Annotated in this window: 23 protein-coding genes; 14 read left to right on the top strand and 9 right to left on the bottom strand. The window is 72.1% G+C overall.

All coding sequences use genetic code 11. The features are described from left to right. The first annotated feature begins 3 nt into the window (after window positions 1-3). Complete coding sequence (locus ACZ4WS_RS43375) at window positions 4-660, top strand: DedA family protein (protein WP_467989162.1); 657 nt, start codon at window positions 4-6, stop codon at window positions 658-660. A gap of 68 nt (window positions 661-728) precedes the next feature. On the opposite strand, the gene ACZ4WS_RS43370 is transcribed toward ACZ4WS_RS43375, so the two are convergent. Beyond that, window positions 729-1,241, bottom strand: coding sequence for a gamma carbonic anhydrase family protein (locus ACZ4WS_RS43370; protein ID WP_467989161.1), 513 nt, complete (start codon window positions 1,239-1,241; stop codon window positions 729-731). Between the two features lie 147 nt (window positions 1,242-1,388). Here ACZ4WS_RS43370 and ACZ4WS_RS43365 point away from each other — a divergent pair, with 147 nt between their 5' ends. Next, the gene (locus ACZ4WS_RS43365) at window positions 1,389-2,153 is read left to right on the top strand and encodes an acyltransferase (protein WP_467989044.1); all 765 of its coding nucleotides are present in this window, start codon (window positions 1,389-1,391) and stop codon (window positions 2,151-2,153) included. A gap of 13 nt (window positions 2,154-2,166) precedes the next feature. Here ACZ4WS_RS43365 and ACZ4WS_RS43360 read toward each other — a convergent pair whose 3' ends face one another. Further along, window positions 2,167-3,024 (bottom strand): EamA family transporter, encoded by an 858-nt coding sequence (locus tag ACZ4WS_RS43360; RefSeq protein ID WP_467989042.1) that lies wholly within the window; start codon window positions 3,022-3,024, stop codon window positions 2,167-2,169. A 93-nt stretch (window positions 3,025-3,117) separates the two neighbouring features. On the opposite strand from ACZ4WS_RS43360, the gene ACZ4WS_RS43355 reads away from it, so the two are divergent. Both ACZ4WS_RS43355 and ACZ4WS_RS43350 read left to right on the top strand, forming a co-directional pair. Further along, window positions 3,118-3,690 (top strand): helix-turn-helix domain-containing protein, encoded by a 573-nt coding sequence (locus ACZ4WS_RS43355; protein ID WP_467989040.1) that lies wholly within the window; start codon window positions 3,118-3,120, stop codon window positions 3,688-3,690. A 43-nt stretch (window positions 3,691-3,733) separates the two neighbouring features. Beyond that, the gene (locus tag ACZ4WS_RS43350) at window positions 3,734-4,291 is read left to right on the top strand and encodes a YbaK/EbsC family protein (RefSeq protein ID WP_467989039.1); all 558 of its coding nucleotides are present in this window, start codon (window positions 3,734-3,736) and stop codon (window positions 4,289-4,291) included. Window positions 4,292-4,484: 193 nt separating this feature from the next. Here the strand turns inward: ACZ4WS_RS43350 and ACZ4WS_RS43345 are convergent, their stop codons facing one another. After that, entirely contained in the window at window positions 4,485-5,675 is a 1,191-nt protein-coding gene (locus ACZ4WS_RS43345; RefSeq protein ID WP_467989037.1) for a cation diffusion facilitator family transporter, read from the bottom strand. Window positions 5,676-5,737: 62 nt separating this feature from the next. Here ACZ4WS_RS43345 and ACZ4WS_RS43340 point away from each other — a divergent pair, with 62 nt between their 5' ends. Next, window positions 5,738-6,097 (top strand): ArsR/SmtB family transcription factor, encoded by a 360-nt coding sequence (locus tag ACZ4WS_RS43340; RefSeq protein WP_467989034.1) that lies wholly within the window; start codon window positions 5,738-5,740, stop codon window positions 6,095-6,097. A 99-nt stretch (window positions 6,098-6,196) separates the two neighbouring features. Further along, window positions 6,197-7,045 carry an alpha/beta fold hydrolase gene (locus ACZ4WS_RS43335; protein WP_467989032.1) on the top strand — a complete coding sequence of 283 codons (849 nt, stop codon included), beginning with the start codon at window positions 6,197-6,199 and terminating at the stop codon, window positions 7,043-7,045. A gap of 15 nt (window positions 7,046-7,060) precedes the next feature. Here ACZ4WS_RS43335 and ACZ4WS_RS43330 read toward each other — a convergent pair whose 3' ends face one another. Next, window positions 7,061-7,501, bottom strand: a complete 441-nt coding sequence (locus ACZ4WS_RS43330; RefSeq protein ID WP_467989030.1) for a GNAT family N-acetyltransferase — start codon at window positions 7,499-7,501, stop codon at window positions 7,061-7,063. Between the two features lie 83 nt (window positions 7,502-7,584). Further along, window positions 7,585-7,992: a CoA-binding protein gene (locus tag ACZ4WS_RS43325; protein WP_467989028.1), complete on the bottom strand. Its 408-nt coding sequence runs from the start codon at window positions 7,990-7,992 to the stop codon at window positions 7,585-7,587. Between the two features lie 269 nt (window positions 7,993-8,261). Between ACZ4WS_RS43325 and ACZ4WS_RS43320 the strand changes: the two genes are divergently transcribed. Together ACZ4WS_RS43320 and ACZ4WS_RS43315 are read left to right on the top strand one after the other, a co-directional pair. Further along, window positions 8,262-8,972: a hypothetical protein gene (locus ACZ4WS_RS43320; protein ID WP_467989026.1), complete on the top strand. Its 711-nt coding sequence runs from the start codon at window positions 8,262-8,264 to the stop codon at window positions 8,970-8,972. Beyond that, window positions 8,969-9,514 (top strand): SixA phosphatase family protein, encoded by a 546-nt coding sequence (locus tag ACZ4WS_RS43315; RefSeq protein ID WP_467989024.1) that lies wholly within the window; start codon window positions 8,969-8,971, stop codon window positions 9,512-9,514. The genes ACZ4WS_RS43320 and ACZ4WS_RS43315 overlap by 4 nt, the downstream gene beginning before the upstream one ends. Window positions 9,515-9,516: 2 nt before the next feature. On the opposite strand, the gene ACZ4WS_RS43310 is transcribed toward ACZ4WS_RS43315, so the two are convergent. Next, window positions 9,517-11,508 carry an APC family permease gene (locus ACZ4WS_RS43310; protein WP_467989022.1) on the bottom strand — a complete coding sequence of 664 codons (1,992 nt, stop codon included), beginning with the start codon at window positions 11,506-11,508 and terminating at the stop codon, window positions 9,517-9,519. Between the two features lie 179 nt (window positions 11,509-11,687). Between ACZ4WS_RS43310 and ACZ4WS_RS43305 the strand changes: the two genes are divergently transcribed. The 3 genes from ACZ4WS_RS43305 to ACZ4WS_RS43295 all read left to right on the top strand — a co-directional run bounded on the left by ACZ4WS_RS43305 (window position 11,688) and on the right by ACZ4WS_RS43295 (window position 16,609). After that, window positions 11,688-12,314: a YigZ family protein gene (locus ACZ4WS_RS43305; protein ID WP_467989020.1), complete on the top strand. Its 627-nt coding sequence runs from the start codon at window positions 11,688-11,690 to the stop codon at window positions 12,312-12,314. 70 nt (window positions 12,315-12,384) lie between these two features. Then, a complete protein-coding gene (locus ACZ4WS_RS43300) occupies window positions 12,385-13,548 on the top strand; it encodes an exonuclease SbcCD subunit D (RefSeq protein ID WP_467989018.1) in 1,164 nt (387 codons plus the stop codon). Between the two features lie 58 nt (window positions 13,549-13,606). Then, window positions 13,607-16,609 carry an AAA family ATPase gene (locus tag ACZ4WS_RS43295; RefSeq protein ID WP_467989016.1) on the top strand — a complete coding sequence of 1,001 codons (3,003 nt, stop codon included), beginning with the start codon at window positions 13,607-13,609 and terminating at the stop codon, window positions 16,607-16,609. A gap of 1 nt (window position 16,610) precedes the next feature. Here the strand turns inward: ACZ4WS_RS43295 and ACZ4WS_RS43290 are convergent, their stop codons facing one another. Further along, window positions 16,611-17,057: an Lrp/AsnC family transcriptional regulator gene (locus ACZ4WS_RS43290; protein ID WP_467989015.1), complete on the bottom strand. Its 447-nt coding sequence runs from the start codon at window positions 17,055-17,057 to the stop codon at window positions 16,611-16,613. 203 nt (window positions 17,058-17,260) lie between these two features. Between ACZ4WS_RS43290 and ACZ4WS_RS43285 the strand changes: the two genes are divergently transcribed. Further along, window positions 17,261-17,812 carry a rhodanese-like domain-containing protein gene (locus ACZ4WS_RS43285; protein ID WP_467989013.1) on the top strand — a complete coding sequence of 184 codons (552 nt, stop codon included), beginning with the start codon at window positions 17,261-17,263 and terminating at the stop codon, window positions 17,810-17,812. A gap of 48 nt (window positions 17,813-17,860) precedes the next feature. Further along, window positions 17,861-18,376: an immunity 21 family protein gene (locus ACZ4WS_RS43280; RefSeq protein WP_467989011.1), complete on the top strand. Its 516-nt coding sequence runs from the start codon at window positions 17,861-17,863 to the stop codon at window positions 18,374-18,376. A 115-nt stretch (window positions 18,377-18,491) separates the two neighbouring features. Here the strand turns inward: ACZ4WS_RS43280 and ACZ4WS_RS43275 are convergent, their stop codons facing one another. Further along, window positions 18,492-20,183, bottom strand: coding sequence for a DUF885 domain-containing protein (locus ACZ4WS_RS43275; protein ID WP_467989009.1), 1,692 nt, complete (start codon window positions 20,181-20,183; stop codon window positions 18,492-18,494). Between the two features lie 32 nt (window positions 20,184-20,215). Then, a complete protein-coding gene (locus ACZ4WS_RS43270) occupies window positions 20,216-20,740 on the bottom strand; it encodes an Lrp/AsnC family transcriptional regulator (RefSeq protein ID WP_467989007.1) in 525 nt (174 codons plus the stop codon). Window positions 20,741-20,800: 60 nt separating this feature from the next. On the opposite strand from ACZ4WS_RS43270, the gene ACZ4WS_RS43265 reads away from it, so the two are divergent. Then, complete coding sequence (locus ACZ4WS_RS43265) at window positions 20,801-22,042, top strand: trans-sulfuration enzyme family protein (protein WP_467989005.1); 1,242 nt, start codon at window positions 20,801-20,803, stop codon at window positions 22,040-22,042. The last annotated feature ends 213 nt before the right edge of the window (window positions 22,043-22,255 follow it).

Raw genomic sequence — 22,255 nt, 5'->3', positions numbered from 1 at the left:
GCGTTGCACGTCCAGCAGTGGCTCGAGACGGTGCCCGCGGTCAGCGTCTATGTGCTGGTGGCCCTGGTCATCGGCGTGGAGAGCCTGGGCATCCCGTTGCCCGGCGAAATCGTCCTGATCTCGGCGGCGCTGCTCTCCTCGCAGCACACGGGCATCAACCCGGTCGTCCTCGGCGCGTGCGCCAGCCTGGGCGCGATCGTCGGCGACTCCATCGGCTACGCCATCGGCCGCAAGGGCGGACGCCCGCTCCTCGCCTGGCTCGGTGCCAAGTTCCCCAAGCACTTCAGCGAGGGCCATGTCGCGACGGCCGAGCGGTCCTTCCAGAAGTGGGGCATGTGGGCGGTCTTCTTCGGCCGCTTCGTCGCCCTGCTGCGGATCTTCGCGGGCCCGCTCGCGGGTGTGCTGCGGATGCCGTACTGGAAGTTCCTGATCGCCAACGTCCTCGGCGGGATCATCTGGGCGGGCGGCACCACCGCGGTCATCTACTACGTCGGCGTGGTCGCCGAGTCCTGGCTCAAGCGCTTCTCGTACCTCGGCCTGGTCGTGGCGGTGCTCATCGGGCTCGCCTCGATGCTGATCGTCAAGCGCAAGGCGAAGAAGATGGCGGCGGAGCGCGAGACGGTCGAGCCGGAGCCCGTCGCGGTGCCCGCCGCCGACTGAGTCACAGAGGCTGCGTCACGGAAGCTGCGTCACGAAGGCTGAATCACCAAGGCTGAATCACCGGGGAGTCACTTCTCCTCGTGCGCGGCCCGGTGCGCCTTCGCCAGCTCGACATACAGGGTGCCGTTCAGCGAGATGCCCTCGCGCTCCTCGTCGGTCAGCTGCCGCTTGACCTTGGCGGGGACGCCCGCGACGAGCGAGCCCGGGGGCACCCGCATCCCCTGCGGCACCAGCGCCTGCGCGGCCACCAGCGAACCGGCACCGATCACCGCCCCGTTGAGCACCGTGGCGCCCATGCCGATCAGGCAGTCGTCCTCGACGGTGGCGCCGTGCACCACGGCGTTGTGCCCGATGGAGACCCGCTCGCCGATGCTGATGGGAAAACCGGGGTCCACGTGGAGGCTGCAATTGTCTTGGACATTGCTGCTCGCGCCGATGACGATCGGACCGCAGTCGGCGCGCAGCACCGCGCCGTACCAGACACTCGCGCCCGCGTGCAGCGTGACGTCCCCGATGACCACGGACGTGGGCGCGGCGAACGCCTCCTGGTCCACCTGTGGATCCTTGCCGCCGATCCCCATGATCAGCGCTTGCTGCGTCGTCACCGTCTCACCGTCTCCTCTTAGTCGCTACAGCGGCACCGTATGCCATCGCTTGCGCCCTCCGGTGGGGTGAAGATCACAGCCGTACGACCCCGTCGGCGAGCTCGCGCTGAGTACCGTAAGCGGGTGCCCAACAGCAAGAACACGTTCTCATCATGGCGGCGCCGCCTCGCGCAGCGCGCCGTCCACGCGGGCTGGGCTTGGGTGCAGCGCACGGGCGCTGTGACGGCCGAGCACCCTGGACGGCTCCGCTTCGGGGCGATGGGAACAAGTACCAGGCTGGCCTTCCCGCTGGGCACGGTCTTCGGTGAACCCTGGATCCACCTCGGCTCCCACTGCATCGTCGCCGAACAGGTCACGCTGACCGCCGGTCTGATGCCCGACCTCGACCTCGGACCCGACCCGATCCTGCGCATCGGCGACGGCGTCGTGCTCGGCCGCGGCAGCCACGTCATCGCGGACACGACGGTCACGATCGGCAGCGACTGCTACTTCGGGCCGTATGTGTACGTCACGTCCACGAACCACTCGTACGACGATCCGCACGAGCCCATCGGCAAGCAGTGGCCCCGGATGGAACCGGTGGAGATCGGGCCCGGCTGCTGGATCGGGACCGGGGCCGTGATCCTGCCGGGGGCGCGAATCGGGCGGAATGTCGTGGTGGCGGCCGGTGCGGTGGTACGAGGTGTGGTGCCCGACCACGCGGTCGTGGCGGGCGCTCCCGCCCGCGTCGTACGGCGCTGGGACCCGGTGGACGGCTGGCAGCCGCCGCTGCGGACGCCGCCGCCGGTGCCGATTCCCGACGGCGTGACGCCGGAGCAGTTGCTCGCGCTGTCGGGGCTCGACGAGGAGGCCGCGGCGCGGCTGGCGGAGCTGGACGTCGAGTCCTGACCCCGCACGGCACTCAGCCGGTGGCGAGCAGCACCGTGCCGACCAGGGCGAGGCCCGCTCCTGCCGCCTGGACGGCGCGCAGCCGCTCGCTGAGGATGCCCCGTGCGGCCAGGGCCGTGACCACCGGGTAGAGCGAGGCGAGTACGGCGGCCACGGTGACCGGGCCGTGCTGGGCGGCGATGGAGTACGTGCCGTTGGCGGCGACATCCGCGAGACCGACGAAGGCGAGCGCCGGGAGCGCACGCCAGGGAAAGCCGCCCTCGGGGAGGGCCCCGGCGCTCCGCCGCACGGAGACGGACAGCGCGGCGCCGCCCACGACGACATTGGTCACGCGCTGCACGAACAAGGCGAGGAACAGCCCCGTGACCGACGAGGACGCCTCCGCGATCAGGGCGAACACCGTGCCGAAGCCGAGCGCCGCGAGCAGCGTGAGGAGAACCGCCTGCCGCTGCACGGGCGCTCCCTTGAGCTGCGGCCCGCCCGCCAGCACCACACCGACGACGGCGACCGCGATCCCGGCGAACTGCAGCAGCCCGGGACGCTCGCCGAGGACGAGCCCGACGGTGATGGGCACGGCCACACCGAGCGAGCCGAGCGGCGAGACGACGCCCATCGGGCCCAGCGCCAGCGCCTTGTAGAAGGAGAACAACGCGACCGGTCCCACCAGGCCCGCCGCGAAGGCGAACCACAGCTGCGGTCCTGCCTCACTCCAGCCGCCGGTGGCCAGCACGATCGCGCCGAGGACGACCGCCGCGATCGTCTGCGAGACGACGACCACCGTCAGGGCGGGCGTACGTCGGGTCAGCAGCCCTCCGCCGAAGTCGGCCAGGCCCCACAGGAGGCTGGTGGCCAGGGCGAAGAGTGCTGTCACGGGGTGCCTCGCAGTACAGTTCGGTGAACGTTCAGGTGCACCACACCATAGTTCACTATATTGAACTCTGTCATCCAGAATATTGGACGGAATGTGTCGGATCTCGACCTGCTGACCCAGTCCCTGGCGCGCAACGTCAAGCGCTGGCGCACCGAGCGGGGCTTCACCCTGGAAGCGCTCGCCGCCCGCGCCGGAGTCAGCCGCGGCATGCTCATCCAGATCGAGCAGGCCCGCACCAACCCCAGCATCGGCACGGTCGTCAAGATCGGCGACGCCCTCGGTGTCAGCGTCCCCACCCTGCTCGACTACGAGCAGGGCCCCAAAGTCCGGATCGTCCCGGCCGAGCAGGCCGTACGGCTGTGGCACACCGACGCGGGCAGCTACAACCGGCTCCTCGCGGGCACCGAGGCGCCGGGGCCGCTGGAGATGTGGGACTGGCGGCTCATGCCCGGCGAGGGCAGCCCCTCGGACCCGCACCCCGCCGGCACCGTCGAGCTCGTCCATGTCACGGCAGGTGAACTCACCCTGACCGTCGACGGTGTACCGCACCGCGTCCCGGCGGGAGCGAGCGCCTCCTTCGAGGCCAACACCCCTCACAGGTACGCCAATGACGGCGACGTGCCGATGGAAATGATCATGGCGGTGTCCGTCCCGCTCGTGCACTGAGACACCCGACGGGCGGCGACGGCGAGGCTGTTAGCGTGCCGTCATGCGCGCACCCATCGGACACTTCGACCACGCCACGCCCGCCCCCGAGTGCCTCGACGAGCTCATCGGCCCGGTCGCCGACGCCGTACGCGACTGGCAGGGCAACGTGCCCGCCGACCAGATCGTCTACGTCGACACGGACCCCGAGTGGGCCGACACCGCCACGTTCGTCGAGCACTACGGCAAAGAACTGCTCGACCAGTCCGCCAACTGTGTGGTCGTGGCGGGCAAGCGCGGCGGCGAGACCACACTCGCCGCGTGCGTCGTCCTTTCCACGACCCGCGTCGACGTCAACGGCGCCGTGCGTCGCCAACTCGGCGCCCGCAAGGCCTCGTTCGCGCCGATGGACACGGCGACCGGCGAGACCGGCATGGAGTACGGCGGCATCACCCCCATCGGACTGCCGGGTGACTGGACGGTGCTGGTGGACGCGGCGGTCGTCGAGCTGCCGTATGTGCTGGTGGGGAGCGGACGCCGGCGCGGGAAACTGCTGGTGCCGGGGAAGGCGTTCGCGGAGCTTCCGAATGTGGTGGTGCTGGAGGGGCTGGGGGTTGCCTGATCCCCTTTACGGCGAGGGGAGTTGGCCGGGTGCCGTGTTACGGGGCGGTGAGGTGGCTGCTCGTCGCGCCTGGGGGTGGGGTGGCTGCTCGTCGCGCGCGGGACGGCGAGGTGACTGCCTGTCGCGCCCGGGGCAGCGAGGTGATCGCTTGTCGCGCGCGGCCCGGCTGAGGGGGCTGCCCGTCGCGCCCGGGTCAGGCGGCCGCGTGATGCGCCAGCGTCAGGTGTGGGTCCGTTTCCCCCGGCGCGGGCGTCGGATCGGCGTGGACCAGGGCCGCGGTGAGCTTCGGTACGGCGTGCAGCAGGGCGTGTTCCGCCTCCACCGCGATGTGGTGGGCCTGACGCACGCTCACCTCGCCGTCGACGACGACCGCCACCTCGGCGCGCAGCCGGTGCCCGATCCAGCGCAGCCGCAGCTCACCCACCTCGCGCACGCCCGGCACCTCCCGCAGCGCCTGCTCGGCCCGGTCCACCAACTCCGGGTCCACGGCGTCCATCACGCGCCGGAAGACCTCGCGGGCGGCGTCGCGCAGCACCAGCAGGATCGCGGCCGTGATCGCCAACCCCACCAGCGGGTCGGCGAGTTGCCAACCGAGCGCGGCGCCGCCCGCGCCCACCAGCACGGCCAGTGACGTGAATCCGTCCGTACGCGCGTGCAGGCCGTCCGCGACGAGCGCGGCGGAGCCGATCTCGCGGCCGACGCGGATGCGGTGGCGGGCGACCCACTCGTTGCCGAGGAAGCCGATCAGCGCCGCCACGGCGACGACCGCGATGTGCCGCATCGGACGCGGGTCGAGCAGCCGCTCGACCGCCGTCCAGGCCGCGAAGGTCGCGGACGCGGCGATCGTCAGCACGATCACGATGCCCGCGAGGTCTTCCGCCCGGCCGTATCCGTAGGTGAAGCGCCGCGTCGCCGCGCGGCGACCCAGCATGAAGGCGATCCCGAGGGGTACGGCCGTCAGCGCGTCGGCGGCGTTGTGCACGGTGTCGCCGAGCAGGGCGACCGAACCGGACACCACGACGACGACCGCCTGTGCCACGGCTGTTGCGCCGAGGACGAGGAGGGAGACCCAGAGTGCGCGCATCCCTCGGGCTGACGACTCCAGGGCGGAGTCGAGCTTGTCGGCGGTTTCGTGGGAGTGGGGGGTGAGGAGGTGGCGCAGGCGGGGGAGGAGGCCGGAAGGGGTGGGGGTGTGGGGGTGTTCATGCCCGTGGTCGTGCTCGTGTCCGCGGTGGTGTTCGTGCCTGTGCCCGAGGTCGTGCGCGTCCCCGTTTCCGTGCTCGTGCCCGGGGTGGTGCGCGTACCCGTTTCCGCGCCCGTGACCCGGGTGGTGCGCGTGTTCGCTTCCGTGGGAGCGGTGGTCCTGGTGGTTCCGGTCGCTCACGTGGGGTCCCCTTCCGGTGCGCGGGGTGGACGTGTCGGCGTCCACGAGGCCATTATGTGCGTATGAGCGCACGCATGCACCTATCACCTGCGCATGATGCGCATCCGCGTACCCCCGGCGAGGAACAGTTCGCGCTCGCCGCCGAACTCCTCGCCCTTCTCGGTGACCGCACCCGCCTCGCGCTGCTGCACGCGCTGACCGGCGGCGAAGCCGATGTCACGACGCTCACGGAGGCCTGCGGTGCCGCGCGGCCGGCGGTGAGCCAGCATCTCGCCCGGCTCCGTCTCGCCGGACTCGTCAACACCCGCAAGGAAGGACGTCGGGTGATCTACTCACTCGGCGACGGCCATCTGCGCCGGGTGGTCGACGAGGCGCTGAGCCTGGCCGATCACCGCCTCACGGACCGGCCCGCGCACGATTGAGGCTCGGTGTCGGCGGAGCGCTTCAGTCACTCGGCCTCATGTGCACAAGGTGCGTAAAACCGCTTGCCGTGATCGTCACGCCGTCATGAGGATGACGGCATGCCGACTTTCATCGCGCCCGACGGGACCGAACTCGCCTACCACGTGCTGGGCGAGGGCGAACCCCTGCTCTGCCTGCCCGGCGGGCCGATGCGCGCCTCGGCCTACCTCGGCGATCTCGGCGGACTGTCGAGGCACCGCCGGCTGATCGTGCTCGATCTGCGGGGCACCGGCGACTCCGGCATCCCGGCCGACCCGGCGACGTACCGCTGCGACCGCCAGGCCGGGGACGTCGAGGCCCTTCGCGCGCATCTCGGGCTGGATCGCATCGACCTCCTCGCCCACTCGGCGGCGGGCGATCTGGCCCTGCTCTACGCGGCCCGGCACCCGGGGCGCATCCGCTCCCTCACGCTGATCACCGCCCGCGCGCGGGCCCTCGGCATCGACTTCACCGAGGAGCACCGCCGGGAGGCGGCCGACCTGCGCAAGGCCGAGCCGTGGTTCGAGGCCGCGCACGAAGCCTATGAAAGGGTCTGGGCCGGCTCCGCGAGCGACGCCGACTGGGACGCCATCGCCCCCTTCTTCTACGGCCGTTGGGACGCCGCCGCACAGGCGCACGCCGATGCCGAGGTCGCACAGACCAATGAGGAAGCCGCGGACCTGTACGCGGCCCCTGACGCCTTCGAACCCGCCGAAGCCCGCGCCACCGTCGCCGCGTGGGACGCGCGGGTGCTGCTCCTCGCGGGCGCGTTGGACAGCGGGCCGCTTCCGAGCGTCGCCGCGGCCATCGCGGAGCTGTTCCTCCGGGCCGAGTTGACGGTGCAGCCGGACGCCGGCCACTTCCCCTGGCTCGACGATCCCCGCCGCTTCACGGAGACCGTCGAGGCGTTCCTGTCCCAGGGGCAGTGAGAAGGGGGTCGGGGGTCACGTAAGCCGCAGGTCGATCCACTCGGCGGTCTCGCCCGGCAGCACGTAGCGTTCGATTTCGACGAACCCGTGCTTCAGGGCGAAGCGCAGTCCGTCCTCGTTGGCCGCCAGGACGACCGTCTCGATCACCCGGGCGCCCAGCTCGCGCGCCTGCTCCAGCCCGCGTGCGTAGAGATCTTCGCCGAACCCCTGTCCGCGGTGCTCGGGCAGCACCCGGGCGATCACCGTGGCCGTGCCGGTGTCGTCCGTGGGCGGACGCACCGTCGTGCAACCCACCAGCAGGTCGTCGCGATACGCGATCTCCAAGTGGTTGCGCCGGACACGCTCGCGCACGTCGTCGAGCGACATGGCGGCGGGCGGGACGATCACGTTGTGGACGTGCTGCCAGTCCTTGAGACGGGCTTCGTCGTCCGGCTGTTCGATGCGAAGTATGGGCACCGGAGCAGGAAACCTGTCAGACCCGCGGGGCGTCAACCGCATTTGCCCTGTGGGGAAGCGGGGTCCGCCAAGGTGACCGGGGGTCAGCGCATCCGGCCGTATTCGATCGCCGGGCAGCGGTCCATGACCATGTCGAGGTCCGCCGCGCGTGTCCGGTCGTACGCCTCCTCGTCGATGACCCCGAGCTGGAACCAGACGGCCTTGGCTCCGATGCGGACGGCGTCGTCGGCGACGGGGCCCGCGAGATCGCTGTTCACGAAGACGTCGACGACGTCGACCTCGAAGGGGATGTCCGCGAGCGAGGCGTAGCCCGGCTCGCCGTGCACGGTTTCGGCCTTGGGGTGGACCGGGACGACACGCTTGCCGTACCGCTGAAGGACCTCGGCGACGCCGTAGGCAGCGCGGTGCCGGTTGCTGGAGAGGCCCACGACGGCCCAGGTGTCGCCGAGCTCCGTGAGTATCTTGCGGACCGTCTCGTCATCGCCGTACATCGCCTGTCTCCTCTGTCCCAGCACTGCCCCGGTGAAGGGCCCTGACCGGGGCAACAGCCCATGCCGCCGGGCGATTCCCGGCATGGCCCGTGGAGGCACACCGCAGCTCGAGGGGTGCTCGGCCGGTGCCGCAGTACCGTCGGTCCTTTCTTTCGTGGGGCACGCCGGCCCCTCCGGCGGCGCGGATTCAGCGAGCTGGAAGGCGTACGCATGTCCGGAATGGGTCCCACCTCCCTGCGCCGGGCCCCCGGCACGCCTACGCTCAGCCCGTGCTCCGAATCATTGATGCCCGAACCGGCGAGCCCGCCGAGGCCGACAGCGCCCGCCGGGGCCTGATCCGTGTCCACGCCCATGTGTCCGGGTTCGACACCACGGGGCTGCGGGTGCTCCTGGTCGCCGACGTCCTCGTACGGGCCCTGGAGATCGGCGGAACACCCGTGTGGGCGACGTTGACCTGTGCGGAGGATCAGGCGGAACTCCGGGCGGGTGCCGCGGCGCTCGGTATCCGGCCGTTCGAGGACCACCACGATGCCGGGCCGGGGCCGGCCGAGGCGCGGACCCTTCATGTGGTCGGCCCGGACGGCGAGGCGACGGACGGGGTCCGCGTGGAGGTGGCGCCCGTCGACCCCGGCAGCGGTCCCGTGGACCCGATCGCGCTGCGACTGGCCCTGCTCGCGCACCGGAGGACAGAGCCCCTGCGGCTGGACGCGGCAGTCCTCGCGGACGCCGACGGCACGCTCACCCGCTGGCGCGCCGCGGTCGCCGCCTGGGCCACCCGGCCGTCGCGGCCGGTCCCCGAAGACGTACGCCAACAGCTGCGCGCCGCCTGGGAGGACGACCTGGACGTACCCGGAGTCCTGCGCGTTCTGCGCTGGGTGGAGACGTCCGACCTGCCGGACGGCGCCCGCTTCGAGACGTACGCCTACGCGGACCGCCTGCTCGGGCTCGAACTCACCCGGGAGATCGGAGCGCCGCTGTGATGGCCCGTTCGGGAACCGGCCCGCTGCGCAGACTCGTCGTCCTGCGGCATGCCAAGTCCGCCTGGCCCGCGGGCGTGACCGACCACGAGCGGCCGCTCGCGCCGCGCGGGCTCCGCGACGCCCCGGCCGCCGGGCGCGCCCTCACCGAGGCCGACTGCCTGCCGGACCTCGCGCTGTGCTCCACCGCCGTACGCGCCCGGCAGACCTGGGAGCTGGCCGCGCAGCAGTGGGGCACCCCTCCGCCCGTACGACTCGACCGGCGGCTGTACGGGGCCGACGTGGCGGAGTTGCTGGAGGCGCTGCGTGAAGTCCCGGACCATGTGCGGACGTTGCTGCTGATCGGGCACAACCCGGGACTGGAGGAACTGGTGCTCGAACTGGCCGGGGACAGCGTCGACGACGCGCTGGACGACGTGCGGACGAAGTTCCCGACCTCGGCCCTCGCGATCCTGGCGTGGCACGGCGGCAGCTGGCAGGAACTCGCCCCCGGCACGGCGCTGTTGACGGACATGGCCGTGCCGAGGGGGAAGAAGAAGTCCTGAGCTCAGCCGACGTGGATCCGGGGCCTGCGCTCCGGGTCGCGTTCGGCGCGCCGGAGCACCTCGCGGGTGACCGGGGCGACCTCGCCGTCGCCGAAGACGAGGAAGCGCACGAAGTGGCTCAGTGGGTTGCCCTCGGTCCAGTTGAAGTAGGCGTTCGGGACCTGGCCGGTGCGGTCGCGCAGCTGCATGAGGACCGCGGCGATGGTGTTGGGCACGGTCGCGCCCTCCACACGGAGCCTGCGCACGCCGTGCTTCTCGTCGCCGTGCACCGCGAGGTCGGCAGTGAAGTCCGAGGAGTCCGTCACGAAGACCTCCAGGAACAGCACGGGGCGGCCGCCGGGGATGTGGGTGTGCTCGCGCTGGTGGAACTCCTTGACGCGGTATTCCCGCCTGCTGTGCTCCTGCGGCTCGTTCGCGATCAGCTGCAGCGGTCCGCTCTGTGAGGCCTCGTCGATGAACCGGGCCGCCGCCTCGTCGAACGTGACGGCGGCGGCGCGCAGTTCGAAGGCGCGGCGAACCCGCGACGCGAACGACGTGAGCAGGATCGCGAGGATGAAGATCAACGCGATCTTGATGCCGTCGGGGCGCTCGATGACATTGGTGACCAGGGTGTACCCGAAGACCGCGGTGATGGTGCCGAACCCGATCGCGGCGGCCCGACGGCCCCTCTTGTGCACGGCGACCGTCGAGGCGAAGGACGCGGAGAGCATCAGGACCAGCACACCGGTCGCGTACGCGCCGCTCTGGTCGTCGACGTTCGCGTTGAACCACAGCGTGATGAGGACCGCTGCCGCCATGAAGACCAGGACCAGCGGGCGCACGGCACGGGTCCACTCCGGGGCCATGCCGTAGCGCGGCAGATAACGCGGGACGAGGTTGAGCAGTCCGGCCAGCGCGGAGGCGCCCGCGAACCAGAGGATCGCGATTGTCGAGATGTCGTAGACCGTGCCGAAGGCCTCGCCCAGGTGCTCGTGCGCGAGATAGGCGAGCGCCCGGCCGTTCGCCGAACCGCCGCTCTTGAACTCGTCCTGCGGGATGAGGATCGTCGTCGCGAGGCTGGACAGCAGCAGGAAGCAGCTCATGATCACGGCGGCCGTGGTGAGCAGCTTGCGGGTCTCGCGGATGCGGCCCGTCGGCTTCTCGTGCGTGTCCGTGGGATCGCCCTCGACCTGCGGCATCACCGCCACGCCCGTCTCGAAGCCGGACATGCCGAGCGCCAGCTTGGGGAAGACGAGGAGCGCCACCGCGATCATCGCGAGCGGCGAGGAGTGCTCGGCCGTCATCGCGTCGGTCCAGTTGCCGATCCTGACCGGGTGACTCAGCACCTCCCAGGCGGCGACGGCCAGAACGACGACATTAAGTGTGAGATACGTCGCCACGAGCGCCACGGCGATGCCGATGGCCTCCTTGAAGCCCTTCAGGAAGACCGCGCCGAGCGCGGCGACCAGAATGAGGGTGATCCAGGTGTTCCCGCCGTGCGTCCAGTGCGGAGCGAAAGGATTCTCCACGACATGGGCGGAGGCGTCCGCCGCCGACAGCGTGATGGTGATCATGAAGTCGGTGGCGGCGAACCCGAGCAGCACGAGGACGAAGATCTTCCCCGACCACCAGGGCAGCAGCCGCTCCAGCATCGCGATCGAGCCCTCGCCGTTCGGGCTCTCGTGCGCGACACGGCGGTAGACCGGCAGCGCGCCGAGCAGGGTCAGCGCGATCAGGACGAGCGTCGCGAGCGGGGACAGCAGTCCGGCCGCGAGTGCGGCGATACCCGGCTGGTAGCCGAGGGTGGAGAAGTAGTCCACACCGGTGAGGCACATCACCCGCCACCACTTGTGGCCCCGGTGCTCGGCGTCCGGGGTGGCGTGCGGGCCCGGGTGGCGGGCCGACTGCTTGCTCAGGCCCTCCAGGAGCCACGCCCGCCAGGGGGGCGTGGAAGCGGAGGGCTCCGGATGGTCGGGCGTGTCCGCGTCCGCGCTCTCCGTCTGAGTGCCGGTCATGCTGCGATCTCCCTGCGATCGGTCGGGCTGTCCGTATGGCCTGGCGTCTTCGGCGTCACCGAGGGGCTCGGGCAACGAGGAGCGAGTATCCACCACATCGTTGTCCGCTCCACTGGCGGGGGCGACGGCGTGGGGATGCGGCGTGCTCCACGCGCGCGTGCAGCACATACGCTGGCGTGATGCAGGACGAGTACCGCACAGTGGCCCGCGCGGGCGTGCACGAGACCGAGGTCAACCGCTCCCGTTTCCTGTGCGCCCTCGCCCCGGCCGCCACCGAGCGGGAGGCCCAGGACTTCATCGCCGCCGTGCGCAAGGAGCACGGGGACGCCACGCACAACTGCTTCGCGTACGTCATCGGTGCCGACGCCGCCGTGCAGAAGGCGAGTGACGACGGCGAACCGGGCGGCACGGCGGGCGTCCCCATGCTCCAGATGCTGCTGCGCCGCGACATGCGGTACGTCGTCGCCGTCGTCACCCGCTACTACGGCGGGGTCAAGCTGGGTGCGGGCGGACTGATCAGGGCGTACGGCGGCTCGGTGGGCGAGGCGCTGGACGTGCTCGGCACGATCACGCGCCGGCGTTTCCGGCTGGCGACGGTCACCGTCGATCATCAGCGCGCCGGGAAGGTGCAGAACGACCTGCGGTCCACGGGGCGCGAGGTGCGTGACGTGCGCTACGGCGAGGCGGTCACGATCGAGATCGGGCTGCCGGATGCCGACGTGGCGGCCTTCCGGGCGTGGCTCGCGGATGTGACGGCGGGGACGGCCGGGTTCGAACTCGGAGGAGAGGCGTACGGGGACGCGTAGGCGGGGCAGCACGGGCCGATACGGGAGTAGCCGCCCGTGATGTCCGACCCGCCCGTTAGTCTCGGGGATCATGAGGCTTCTGCACACTTCCGACTGGCATCTCGGCCGGGCGTTCCACCGGGTGAACATGCTCGGCGCCCAGGCCGAGTTCATCGGTCATCTCGTGACGACCGTGCGCGAGCGCGAGGTCGACGCGGTGGTCGTGTCGGGGGACGTGTACGACCGGGCGGTGCCGCCGCTGGCCGCCGTCGAGCTCTTCGACGACGCCCTGCACCGACTGGCCGACCTCGGGGTGCCCACGGTGATGATCTCCGGGAACCACGACTCCGCGCGCCGGCTCGGTGTCGGCGCCGGTCTCATCGGGCGTGCGGGCATCCACCTGCGGACCGAGGCCTCGGCCTGCGGCACACCCGTGGTGCTCGCCGACGCCCACGGTGACGTGGCCTTCTACGGACTGCCGTATCTCGAACCGGCCCTCGTGAAGGACGAGTTCGGGGTCGAGAAGGCGGGGCACGAGACGGTGCTCGCCGCCGCCATGGACCGGGTCCGCGCCGACCTCGCCACGCGCGCGCGGGGCACCCGTTCCGTGGTCCTCGCCCACGCCTTCGTCACCGGGGGCGAGGCCAGCGACAGCGAGCGGGACATCACCGTCGGCGGGGTCGCCTCCGTGCCCGCCGGGGCCTTCGAAGGAGTCGACTACACCGCGCTCGGGCATCTGCACGGCAGCCAGACCATTACCGAGCGCGTGCGCTACTCGGGCTCCCCGCTGCCGTACTCGTTCTCGGAGGCCGACCACCGCAAGAGCATGTGGCTCGTGGACCTGGGCCCCGACGGCGCCCTGAGCGCGGAGCGGGTCGACTGCCCCGTCCCCCGGGAGCTCGCCCGTGTCCGCGGCCTGCTGGAGGAGCTGCTCGCCGATCCGGAGCTGGAGCGCCACGAGGAGGCGTGGGTCGAGGCGACCCTCACCGACCCGGTCCGCCCGGCCGACCCCATGGCCCGGCTGACCGAGCGCTTCCCGCACACGCTCAGCCTCGTCTTCGACCCGGAGCGCGCCCCCGAGGACCCGGACATCTCCTACGCCCGGCGCCTTGCGGGCCGCAGCGAACAGCAGATCGCGGAGGACTTCGTGGCCCATGTGCGCGGCGCGGGACCCGACGCACGCGAACAGGCCGTGCTGCGCGACGCGTTCGACGCCGTGCGCGCCGACGAGGCCGTACGGGAGGTCGCCCGGTGACATCACGTGTTCCGGCCTCCAAGGCGGCCCGATACCTGCCGGACTTCGAGGGGGCCCGATGAGGCTGCACCGCCTGGACATCACCGCGTTCGGGCCCTTCGGCGGCGCCCAGAAGGTCGACTTCGACGAGCTGTCCGCGGCCGGGCTCTTCCTGCTGCACGGCCCGACGGGCGCGGGCAAGACCTCCATCCTGGATGCCGTCTGCTACGCGCTGTACGGAGCGGTGCCGGGCGCCCGCCAGAGCGGCCAGGGCCTCGGCCTGCGCAGCGATCACGCCGCACCCGCCACGCGCACCGAGATCCGCCTCGAACTCACCGTCGCCGGACGCCGCCTGGAGATCACCCGGCAGCCGCCCTGGGAGCGCCCCAAGAAGCGCGGCGCGGGCACGACGACCGAGAAGGCGCAGAGCTGGCTGCGCGAGTACGACGCGTCGGCGGGCTCCTGGAAGGACCTCAGCCGCTCCCACCAGGAGATCGGCGAGGAGATCACCCAGCTGCTCGGCATGAGCCGCGAGCAGTTCTGCCAGGTCGTGCTGTTGCCCCAGGGAGACTTCGCGCGCTTCCTGCGCGCCGATGCCGAGGCCCGGGGCAAGCTGCTCGGCCGCCTCTTCGACACCCACCGTTTCGCCGAGGTCGAGAAGCGCCTCGTCGAGCGGCGGCGCGCGGCCGAGGCCGAAGTGCGCGCCGGGGACACGGCGTTGCTCGCCGACGCGCACCGCATGCAGCAGGCCGCCGGGGACACCGCCGAGGTGCCGCCGCCCGACCTGGCCCCCGGCGATCCGGGGCTCGCCGAGGCCGTTCTGTCCTGGGCCGCCGTTGCCCGCAGCACGGCACGTGAACGGCTCACCATCGCTCACTGCGCCCGCGTGGCCGCGGAATCCACACAAGCGGCGGCGGACCGCGTCCTCGACGACGTACGGGAAGTGGCCCGGCTGCAGCGCCGGTTCACGGAGGCACGGGAGCGCGCCGCCCGCCTGGAGGAGCGTGCCGATGCCCATCGGGAGGCCCAGGCGCGGATGGAGCGGTCCCGCAAGGCCGAGGCGGTGGCCCCCGCGCTCGACCTGCGCGAGGCCGCCGAGGAGGAGCACCGGCGGGCGGCGGCCCAGGAGGCACGCGCGTGTGCCGCCCTGCCGGAGACCTTCGCGGGCGCGGGTGCGCCGGGGCTCGCGGCCGCCGCGCGCAAGGCGGCCGAGGAGCTGGGCGGCCTGGAGTCGGCGCGCCGAGCCGAGCGCCGACTGGCCGAACTCGCCACGGAGCGCGCCTCCTTGGACCGGCAGGAGCGCGCCGACGAGGACGTCCTCCAGGACGCCGAGAGCTGGCTCGCCACGTGGGAGGCGACCCGCGCCGGTACCGAGGCCCGGATCGAGTCGGCGCAGGAGGCCGCGACACGCGCCGAGCAGCTCGCCGTCCAGCGCGAACCGGCCCTCAAGCGGCTCGACGCGGCCCGCCTGCGCGACCAGTTCGCCCGGGACACGGACCAGGCCCAGGCGCGGGCCCTCGCCTCACGCGAACGCGCCACGGACGCGCGTGCCCACTGGCTCGACCTGAAGGAACAGCGCCTCCTGGGGATCGCCGCGGAACTCGCCGCAGGTCTTGTGGACGGCGAGCCCTGCGCCGTCTGCGGCGCCAGTGAACACCCCGCGCCCGCACGGAAGATCGCCGGACACGTCGACCGGGAGGCGGAGGAGCGAGCCCTCGCCGAGTATCAGGCCGCCGACGAGAAGAGCGCCGAGGACGAGCGGCGGCTCGGTGTCGTGCGCGAGGCGCTGGCCGCCGCGACCGCCGAGGCGGGCGACGCGCCCACGGCTCAACTCGCCGAACAAGCCGAGGAGTTGGATCGGCGACACGCCGCGGCCCGCGCCGCCGCCTCCGGACTGCACGCCGCACGTGAGGCGCGGGAACAGGCCGAACGGGAGCACGAGCGGCGGCTGACCGCCCAGCAGGAGGCCGCCAGCCGCGTCGCGTCACGCGCCTCGGCCAGAGATGTGCTGGACCGCGAAAGAGGCGGCCTGGAAGAAGAGTTGGAGAAAGCTCGGGGCGCCGCCGGGAGCGTATCCGCGCGGGCCGCGCAGCTGGAGCGGCAGGCCGCGCTGCTCACCGAGGCCGCGGACGCCGTTCGCGCGGCCGAGGACACCGCGCAGCGTCTGAAGGACGCCGACGCGCGACTCGCCGACGCGGCCTTCCGCGCCGGGTTCGACACGCCGGCGGCGGCGGGCGCCGCACTGCTCGACGACGCGGCCCACCGCGAGCTCCAACGGCGGCTCGACGCCTGGCAGTCGGAGGAGGCCGCGGTGCGCGCCGTGCTCGCCGAGGCCGACACGGCGGCCGCCGCCCAGCAGCCCCCCGCCGACCTGCGGGCCGCCGAACAGGCTGTCGAGTCCGCCGCCCGAAGACTGCGGGACGCCGCCTCCGCGCAGGACGCGGCCGCCCGGCGCTGCGCCGAGCTCGACCGGCTGTCCACCCGCGCGGCCACATCCGTACGCCGGCTGGCGCCGCTGCGCGAGGAGTACGACCGGGTGGCACGGCTGGCCGGGCTGGCGGCGGGCACGTCGGCGGACAACGAGCGCAAGATGCGCCTGGAGGCGTACGTCCTCGCCGCCCGCCTGGAGCAGGTCGCCGCCGCCGCGACCGTACGGCTGCGGCGCATGTCCTCCGGGCGCTACACCCTCGTGCACTCCGACGACCGCGCCGGCCGCGGCCGCAGCGGGCTCGGACTCCACGTCGTGGACGCCTGGACCGGCCGGGAGCGCGACACGGCGACGCTCTCCGGGGGCGAGACGTTCTTCGCCTCGCTCGCGCTGGCGCTCGGTCTCGCGGACGTCGTCACCGACGAGGCCGGCGGCGTGCGGCTCGACACGCTCTTCATCGACGAGGGCTTCGGCAGCCTCGACGACCAGACCCTGGACGAGGTCCTCGACGTGCTCGACTCGCTGCGGGAGCGCGACCGCAGCGTCGGCATCGTCAGCCATGTCGCGGACCTTCGCCGGCGCATCCACGCCCAGCTGGAGGTGGTGAAGGGGAGGACGGGGTCGGTCGTACGGCAGCGGGGTGTCCAGGACTGACTCAGTGGCCCAGCGGACGCCGGGGGAGGGGCGAGGAGTAGACGACGCTCGTGGTCACCGACCCCAGGGTGCCGATCTTGCCCGACACCTCCTCCAGGTGGCTCATGGAGCGCGCCGCGACCTTGATCACGAAGCAGTCGTCGCCCGTGACGTGGTGCGCCTCCAGGATCTCGGGCGTCGCGTCGACGAGGTCGTGGAACGGCTTGTAGTTGCCGTTGGGATACCGGAGCCGCACGAACGCGAGGATCGGCAGGCCCAGACTCTCCGGGTCGACGACGGCCGCGTACCCCTGGATGACGCCCGCCTCCTCCAGACGGCGCACCCGCTCGGTGACCGCGCTCGGGGACATCGAGACGGCCCGGGCCAGCTCGGCGAAGCTGGACCTGCCCTCGCGCTGGAGGACATCGAGGATGCGCCAGTCGGTGGCGTCCGGGGAATACGCGGTCATGTGCGATGGATAGCAGGGGAATCCCCGGCCGATCAAGAGGGATGCCGTGGATCGCCACTTCAGGAAGTGGATCACCGGACGTAGATTTTTGGCCAGAAGGTCCCGCGCGGCCGGTGCAGACGAGGCACCGGCGGTGCCGGCGGAGGCACGGGGGTGCCGGAAGCGGCACCAGTCCGGCGGGACCCGGGAGGGAAGGCCAGACCATGACTGTGACCGATGAGACGGCTGTGACCGCTGTGACCAGCTCCGCGACCGGCTCCGTGACCAGCGCCGCAGCCGGCGCCGCGACCGTGACGAACCCCGTTCTGCGCGTCGCTCCGGCGTCCCCGGCCGCGGCCGCCGCCTACTTCGGCGCGAACCTCGCCTTTCACGCCGATGTGTCCGACGTGGCCGCCGCCCTCGCCGCCGACGGCGACCCCGGCTTCGTCGTCCTCGACTCGCGCTCCACCGCGTCATGGGATCAGGGACACGTCCCCGGCGCGATTCACCTGCCCACCGCGCTCATCCCCGAGCAGGCCGAACAACTCCTCGACAAGTCGGTGCCGGTCGTCACGTACTGCTGGGGCCCCGGCTGCAACGGCGCGACCCGTGCCGCCCTCGCCCTCGCCGAACTAGGCTTCCAGGTCAAGGAGATGCTCGGCGGCTTCGAGTACTGGGCGCGCGAGGGCTTCGAGTTCGAGACCTGGGAGGGACGCGGGCGGCGTGCCGCGGACCCGCTGACCGCGCCGGTGGACGCGGAGGACTGCGGCTGCTGATCTCCGGGGAGCGGTGGGCCCGCGGCCACGGCCGTGTAGCTTCTGCGCATGGCCAGATACGCGGATCCAGGTGCGGTCGAGTGGGTGGAGTCGGGCGGCGGGCCGCTCATAGCGATACCGGAAGTCGTGCTGCCGTTCTGGGCGGGGGCGGAAGGCGACGACATGTCCTCCGACTACGACCGGGCCTGTGACGTGGACGGGTTCATCGGCCTCGTGCCCGTCGGCGACACCCGGGCCCTGGTCCTCGGGGACGAACCCGCCTCGACCTCCTATCTGCCCGAGCACGGCACCTTCGTACAGTGGCGCGCCGCCGCGTCCAAGGACGCACTGCTCTCCCGTGTCCCGGCGGCGATCGAGGCGGCGGTGTGGGAGCCGGAGGTGCACTGGAACGTGCCCGGTCCCGTGGTCCTGTTCGACGCGGCCCGGCCGGGAACCGCTTCGGCGCGGGCGGCGCATCTGCGGATCGCGCTGGAGCCGGGACGGTACGCGGTGCGCGCGGCGTACGTGGAGCCGGAGCCCGAGATGTGGGTGAGCCTCGTACAGTTGCGTCGGCTCACGCACTGAGCGCGGACCGTCCTCTCGGAGGACGGGTTCCGTCACCGATGTCCGTGGCCGCGAGGGCCTCGGCCGGCGGCCGGACTCGTGCTGTAGGGCTGAGCCCGGCCGCCGTCGGTGACCGTCAGAGCTGGGACAGCTCGTCCACCAGGTCGTCCAGGCCCAGCGAGCCCTGGGAGAGCGCCGCCATGTGCCAGGCCTTCGCGTCGAACGCGTCGCCGTGGCGTTGCTTCGCCTTCTCGCGGCCCAGCAGCCAGGCACGCTCGCCGAGCTTGTAGCCGATCGCCTGACCGGGGATGGTGAGGTAGCGGGTCAGCTCGCTCTCCACGAAGTCCGCCGGACGGCTGCTGTGCGAGCCGAAGAACTCCTGCGCCAGCTCGGGAGTCCAGCGCTCGCCCGGGTGGAAGGGCGAGTCGGCCGGAATCTCCAGTTCCAGGTGCATGCCGATGTCGACGATGACCCGGGCCGCGCGCATCATCTGCGCGTCGAGGTAGCCGAGCCGCTGCTCCGCGTCGGTGAGGAAGCCCAGCTCGTCCATCAGGCGCTCCGCGTACAGCGCCCAGCCCTCGCAGTTGGCGCTGACGCGGCCGACGGTGGCCTGGTAGCGGGAGAGGTCGTCGACGACGTACACCCACTGCGCGAGCTGGAGGTGATGTCCGGGGACACCCTCGTGGTACCAGGTCGAGACGAGGTCGTACACGGGGAAGCGGGTCTGCCCCATCGTCGGCAGCCACGTACGGCCCGGACGTGAGAAGTCCTCCGACGGTGCGGTGTAGTACGGGGCCGCGGCGCCGCCCGGCGGCGCGATGCGGGACTCCACCTTCCGTACCTGCTCGGCGAGTTCGAAGTGCGTGCCGTCCAAGGCCTCGATCGCCTGGTCCATCAGGCCCTGCAGCCAGGCCTGGACCTCGTCGACACCCTCGATGTGCGTGCCGTGCTCGTCGAGGTGCGCGAGCGCCACCCACGGGGTCTCGGCGCCGGGGAGGATCTTCTCGGCCTCGGTCCTCATCTCGGCGAGCAGCCGGTGGTACTCGGCCCAGCCGTACGCGTACGCCTCGTCGAGGTCGAGGTCCGTGCCGTTGAAGTAGCGCGCCCAGCGCGCGTAGCGCTCGCGGCCCACCGTGTTGGGCGCGCCCTCGATCGTGGGCGCGTACGCGTCGCGCATCCAGTCCCGCAGGACGACCAGGGCCTCGGTTGCGGTGCGGGCGGCCGTGTCCAGCTCGTCGCGCAGGGAGTCGGGGCCCGCGGACGCGAACTCCTCGAACCAGCCGCGGCCCTGCCCGTCCGTGTCCGACCACTCGGTGAGCTGCTCGATGAAGGTCGCGGTCGGGCGCGGGCCCGCGTACAGCTTGCGCTCCAGGCCGAGGGCGAGGGACTCGCGGTACCCGGCCAGCGCGGCCGGCACCGCGCGCAGTCGCTCGGCGATCGCCGCCCAGTCCTCGTCCGTCTCGGTCGGCGTGATGGTGAAGACCTGTCGCACCGCATGCGCTGCCGTGTACATGTTGCCGACCGACCGCAGGCCCTCGTCGGCCTCGTGGACGGCGAGCTCCGCGGTGAGCCGCTCGCGGAGCAGTCGGGCGCAGCGGCGCTCGATGTCACTGTCCGCGCCGGGCTGCCGCTCCGCCTCGTCCAGCCGCGCGAGAGTCGCTCGCGCCAGGTCCGCGACGGCCTGCTGGCCCGCGGGCGAGCTGTCGGGGAGCTTGCCGGAACTCTCCTTCACACCGAGGTAGGTACCGAGGACCGGATTGAGGGCGACGAGGTCGTCGACATAGGCGTCGGCGACCTCCCGGGGCAGCGGGCTCTTCGTCTCTGGCATGCGGACATCCTCATACGGGGACACGGTCCGCGTCAGCAGGTTTCCGCTGAGGGCTTGGCCGTTGGCGGAGGTACGTCGGCGGTGCGGTGCGGTGGCAGCAGCGGGCCGCAGTCCCACTGCTGGAAGATCAACCGGGTCTCGACCCGGGCCACTTCACGCTGCGAGGTGAACTCGTCCAGGACCAGCCGTTGCAGATCCGCCATGTCCGCGACCGCGACATGGACGAGGTAGTCGTCGGGCCCGGTGAGATGAAAGACGGTACGGGACTCGGGCAGCACCCTGATCCGCTCCACGAACGGTCCCACCAACTCCCGCCGATGCGGCCTGACCTGCACGGACAGCAGCGCCTCCAGACCCCGCCCCAGCTTCGCCGGATCCAGTCGCAGCTGATGGCCGAGAATCACTCCCGCACGGCGCAGCCGGGTCACCCGGTCCAGGCAGGTCGAGGGCGCGACACCGACCTGGGCCGCCAGATCGCGGTACGTCGTCCGTGCGTCGTTCTGCAACAGCCGCAGCAAATGGAGATCCACCGGATCGAGTACGACAGATTCGGCCATGGCCCGAACGTAACACGGGATGTGATGCTCGCACCCCGGTCGGTGTTCAGGCTTCTGCGCATGGATTTCCTTGGTGATGACTCACACGACGCTCAGGGCAGACTGAACAGAACCGGCCAGGAAGCGCCCGCGCCCCGCGCGCTCGCCACCGAGGCCGTGCACGCCGGGCGGGAGGATCTCGCTCGCCAGGGACTGCACGCGGCGCCGATCGACCTGTCCACGACCTACCCTTCGTACGACAGTCGCGGTGAGGCCGCCCGGATCGACGCGTTCGCGGCCGACGGCGCCGCACCGGAGGGCCCGCCCGTCTACGCCCGGCTCGGCAACCCGACCGTCGCCCGCTTCGAGACCGCCCTCGCCCGCCTCGAAGGCACCGAGAGCGCGGTCGCGTTCGCCAGCGGCATGGCCGCGCTGAGCGCCGTACTGCTGGTACGGAACGCGATGGGCCTGCGCCATGTCGTCGCCGTACGTCCCCTGTACGGCTGCAGCGACCATCTCCTCACCGCCGGGCTGCTGGGCTCCGAGGTGACCTGGGTCGACCCTGCGGGTATAGCGGACGCCCTGCGTCCCGACACGGGCCTGGTGATGGTCGAATCCCCGGCCAACCCGACGCTCGCCGAACTCGACCTGCGGGCCGTCGCGCACGCCTGCGGCTCCGTCCCGCTGCTCGCCGACAACACCTTCGCCACGCCCGTGCTGCAACGCCCCGCCGAACACGGCGCGCGCCTGGTTCTGCACAGTGCGACCAAGTACCTGGGCGGACACGGTGACGTGATGGCGGGTGTGGTGGCCTGCGACGAGGAGTTCGCCCGGCGGCTGCGCCAAGTGCGGTTCGCCACGGGCGGTGTCCTGCATCCGCTGGCCGGCTATCTGCTGCTGCGTGGTCTGTCGACCTTGCCCGTACGGGTCCGGGCCGCGTCCTCGAACGCGGCCGAACTGGCCCGCCGCCTCGCCGCCGACCCGCGCGTCGCCCGTGTCCACTACCCGCGCATCGGCGGCGCCATGATCGCCTTCGAGGTCCACGGCGACCCCCACGAGGTCATCGCCGGGGTCCGTCTGATCACCCCCGCGGTGAGCCTCGGCAGCGTCGACAGCCTCATCCAGCATCCGGCCTCCATCAGCCACCGCATCGTGAACCCGGAGGACCGTCGCGACGCCGGGGTCAGCGACCGGCTGCTGCGGCTGTCGGTGGGGCTGGAGGACGTGGAGGACCTTTGGGCCGACTTGGAGGGGGCGTTGGGTTCGGCGGAGGAGGGGGCGGGGTGGTCCTTGGCGGTGGGCATGGGGCGGGGTGCGGTTTGAGGGCGGCGCGCCTCGTTCGGGACTGTGACTGACTCCCGGACTCCGGACTCTGGAATCCGGACTCCCGGATTCTTGGGCTCTTGGTGCGCCGGGGGGGGGGGGGGGGGGGGGGGGGGGGGGGGGGGGGGGGGGGGGGGGGGGGGGGGGGGGGGGGGGGGGGGGGGGAGATGGGGCGCCTCACGCCACCTTCGCCCCCCTGACCCCGGGGGACCG

It is taken from the genome of Streptomyces sp. NPDC029292 (assembly GCF_055569295.1).
The sequence above is the reverse complement of the archived record's forward strand: the minus strand, read 5'-3'. Positions and strand labels throughout refer to the sequence as shown.

Bases quoted from the DNA above. Each gene is read 5' to 3' on its own strand.
- ACZ4WS_RS43370 (WP_467989161.1), bottom strand. From the start codon at position 1,241: ATGGGGATCGGCGGCAAGGATCCACAGGTGGACCAGGAGGCGTTCGCC.
- ACZ4WS_RS43350 (WP_467989039.1), top strand. From the start codon at position 3,734: ATGCGCGCACCCATCGGACACTTCGACCACGCCACGCCCGCCCCCGAG.
- ACZ4WS_RS43340 (WP_467989034.1), top strand. From the start codon at position 5,738: ATGAGCGCACGCATGCACCTATCACCTGCGCATGATGCGCATCCGCGT.
- ACZ4WS_RS43335 (WP_467989032.1), top strand. From the start codon at position 6,197: ATGCCGACTTTCATCGCGCCCGACGGGACCGAACTCGCCTACCACGTG.
- ACZ4WS_RS43325 (WP_467989028.1), bottom strand. From the start codon at position 7,992: ATGTACGGCGATGACGAGACGGTCCGCAAGATACTCACGGAGCTCGGC.
- ACZ4WS_RS43310 (WP_467989022.1), bottom strand. From the start codon at position 11,508: ATGACCGGCACTCAGACGGAGAGCGCGGACGCGGACACGCCCGACCAT.
- ACZ4WS_RS43305 (WP_467989020.1), top strand. From the start codon at position 11,688: ATGCAGGACGAGTACCGCACAGTGGCCCGCGCGGGCGTGCACGAGACC.
- ACZ4WS_RS43300 (WP_467989018.1), top strand. From the start codon at position 12,385: ATGAGGCTTCTGCACACTTCCGACTGGCATCTCGGCCGGGCGTTCCAC.
- ACZ4WS_RS43295 (WP_467989016.1), top strand. From the start codon at position 13,607: ATGAGGCTGCACCGCCTGGACATCACCGCGTTCGGGCCCTTCGGCGGC.
- ACZ4WS_RS43290 (WP_467989015.1), bottom strand. From the start codon at position 17,057: ATGACCGCGTATTCCCCGGACGCCACCGACTGGCGCATCCTCGATGTC.
- ACZ4WS_RS43285 (WP_467989013.1), top strand. From the start codon at position 17,261: ATGACTGTGACCGATGAGACGGCTGTGACCGCTGTGACCAGCTCCGCG.
- ACZ4WS_RS43280 (WP_467989011.1), top strand. From the start codon at position 17,861: ATGGCCAGATACGCGGATCCAGGTGCGGTCGAGTGGGTGGAGTCGGGC.
- ACZ4WS_RS43275 (WP_467989009.1), bottom strand. From the start codon at position 20,183: ATGCCAGAGACGAAGAGCCCGCTGCCCCGGGAGGTCGCCGACGCCTAT.
- ACZ4WS_RS43270 (WP_467989007.1), bottom strand. From the start codon at position 20,740: ATGGCCGAATCTGTCGTACTCGATCCGGTGGATCTCCATTTGCTGCGG.
- ACZ4WS_RS43265 (WP_467989005.1), top strand. From the start codon at position 20,801: ATGGATTTCCTTGGTGATGACTCACACGACGCTCAGGGCAGACTGAAC.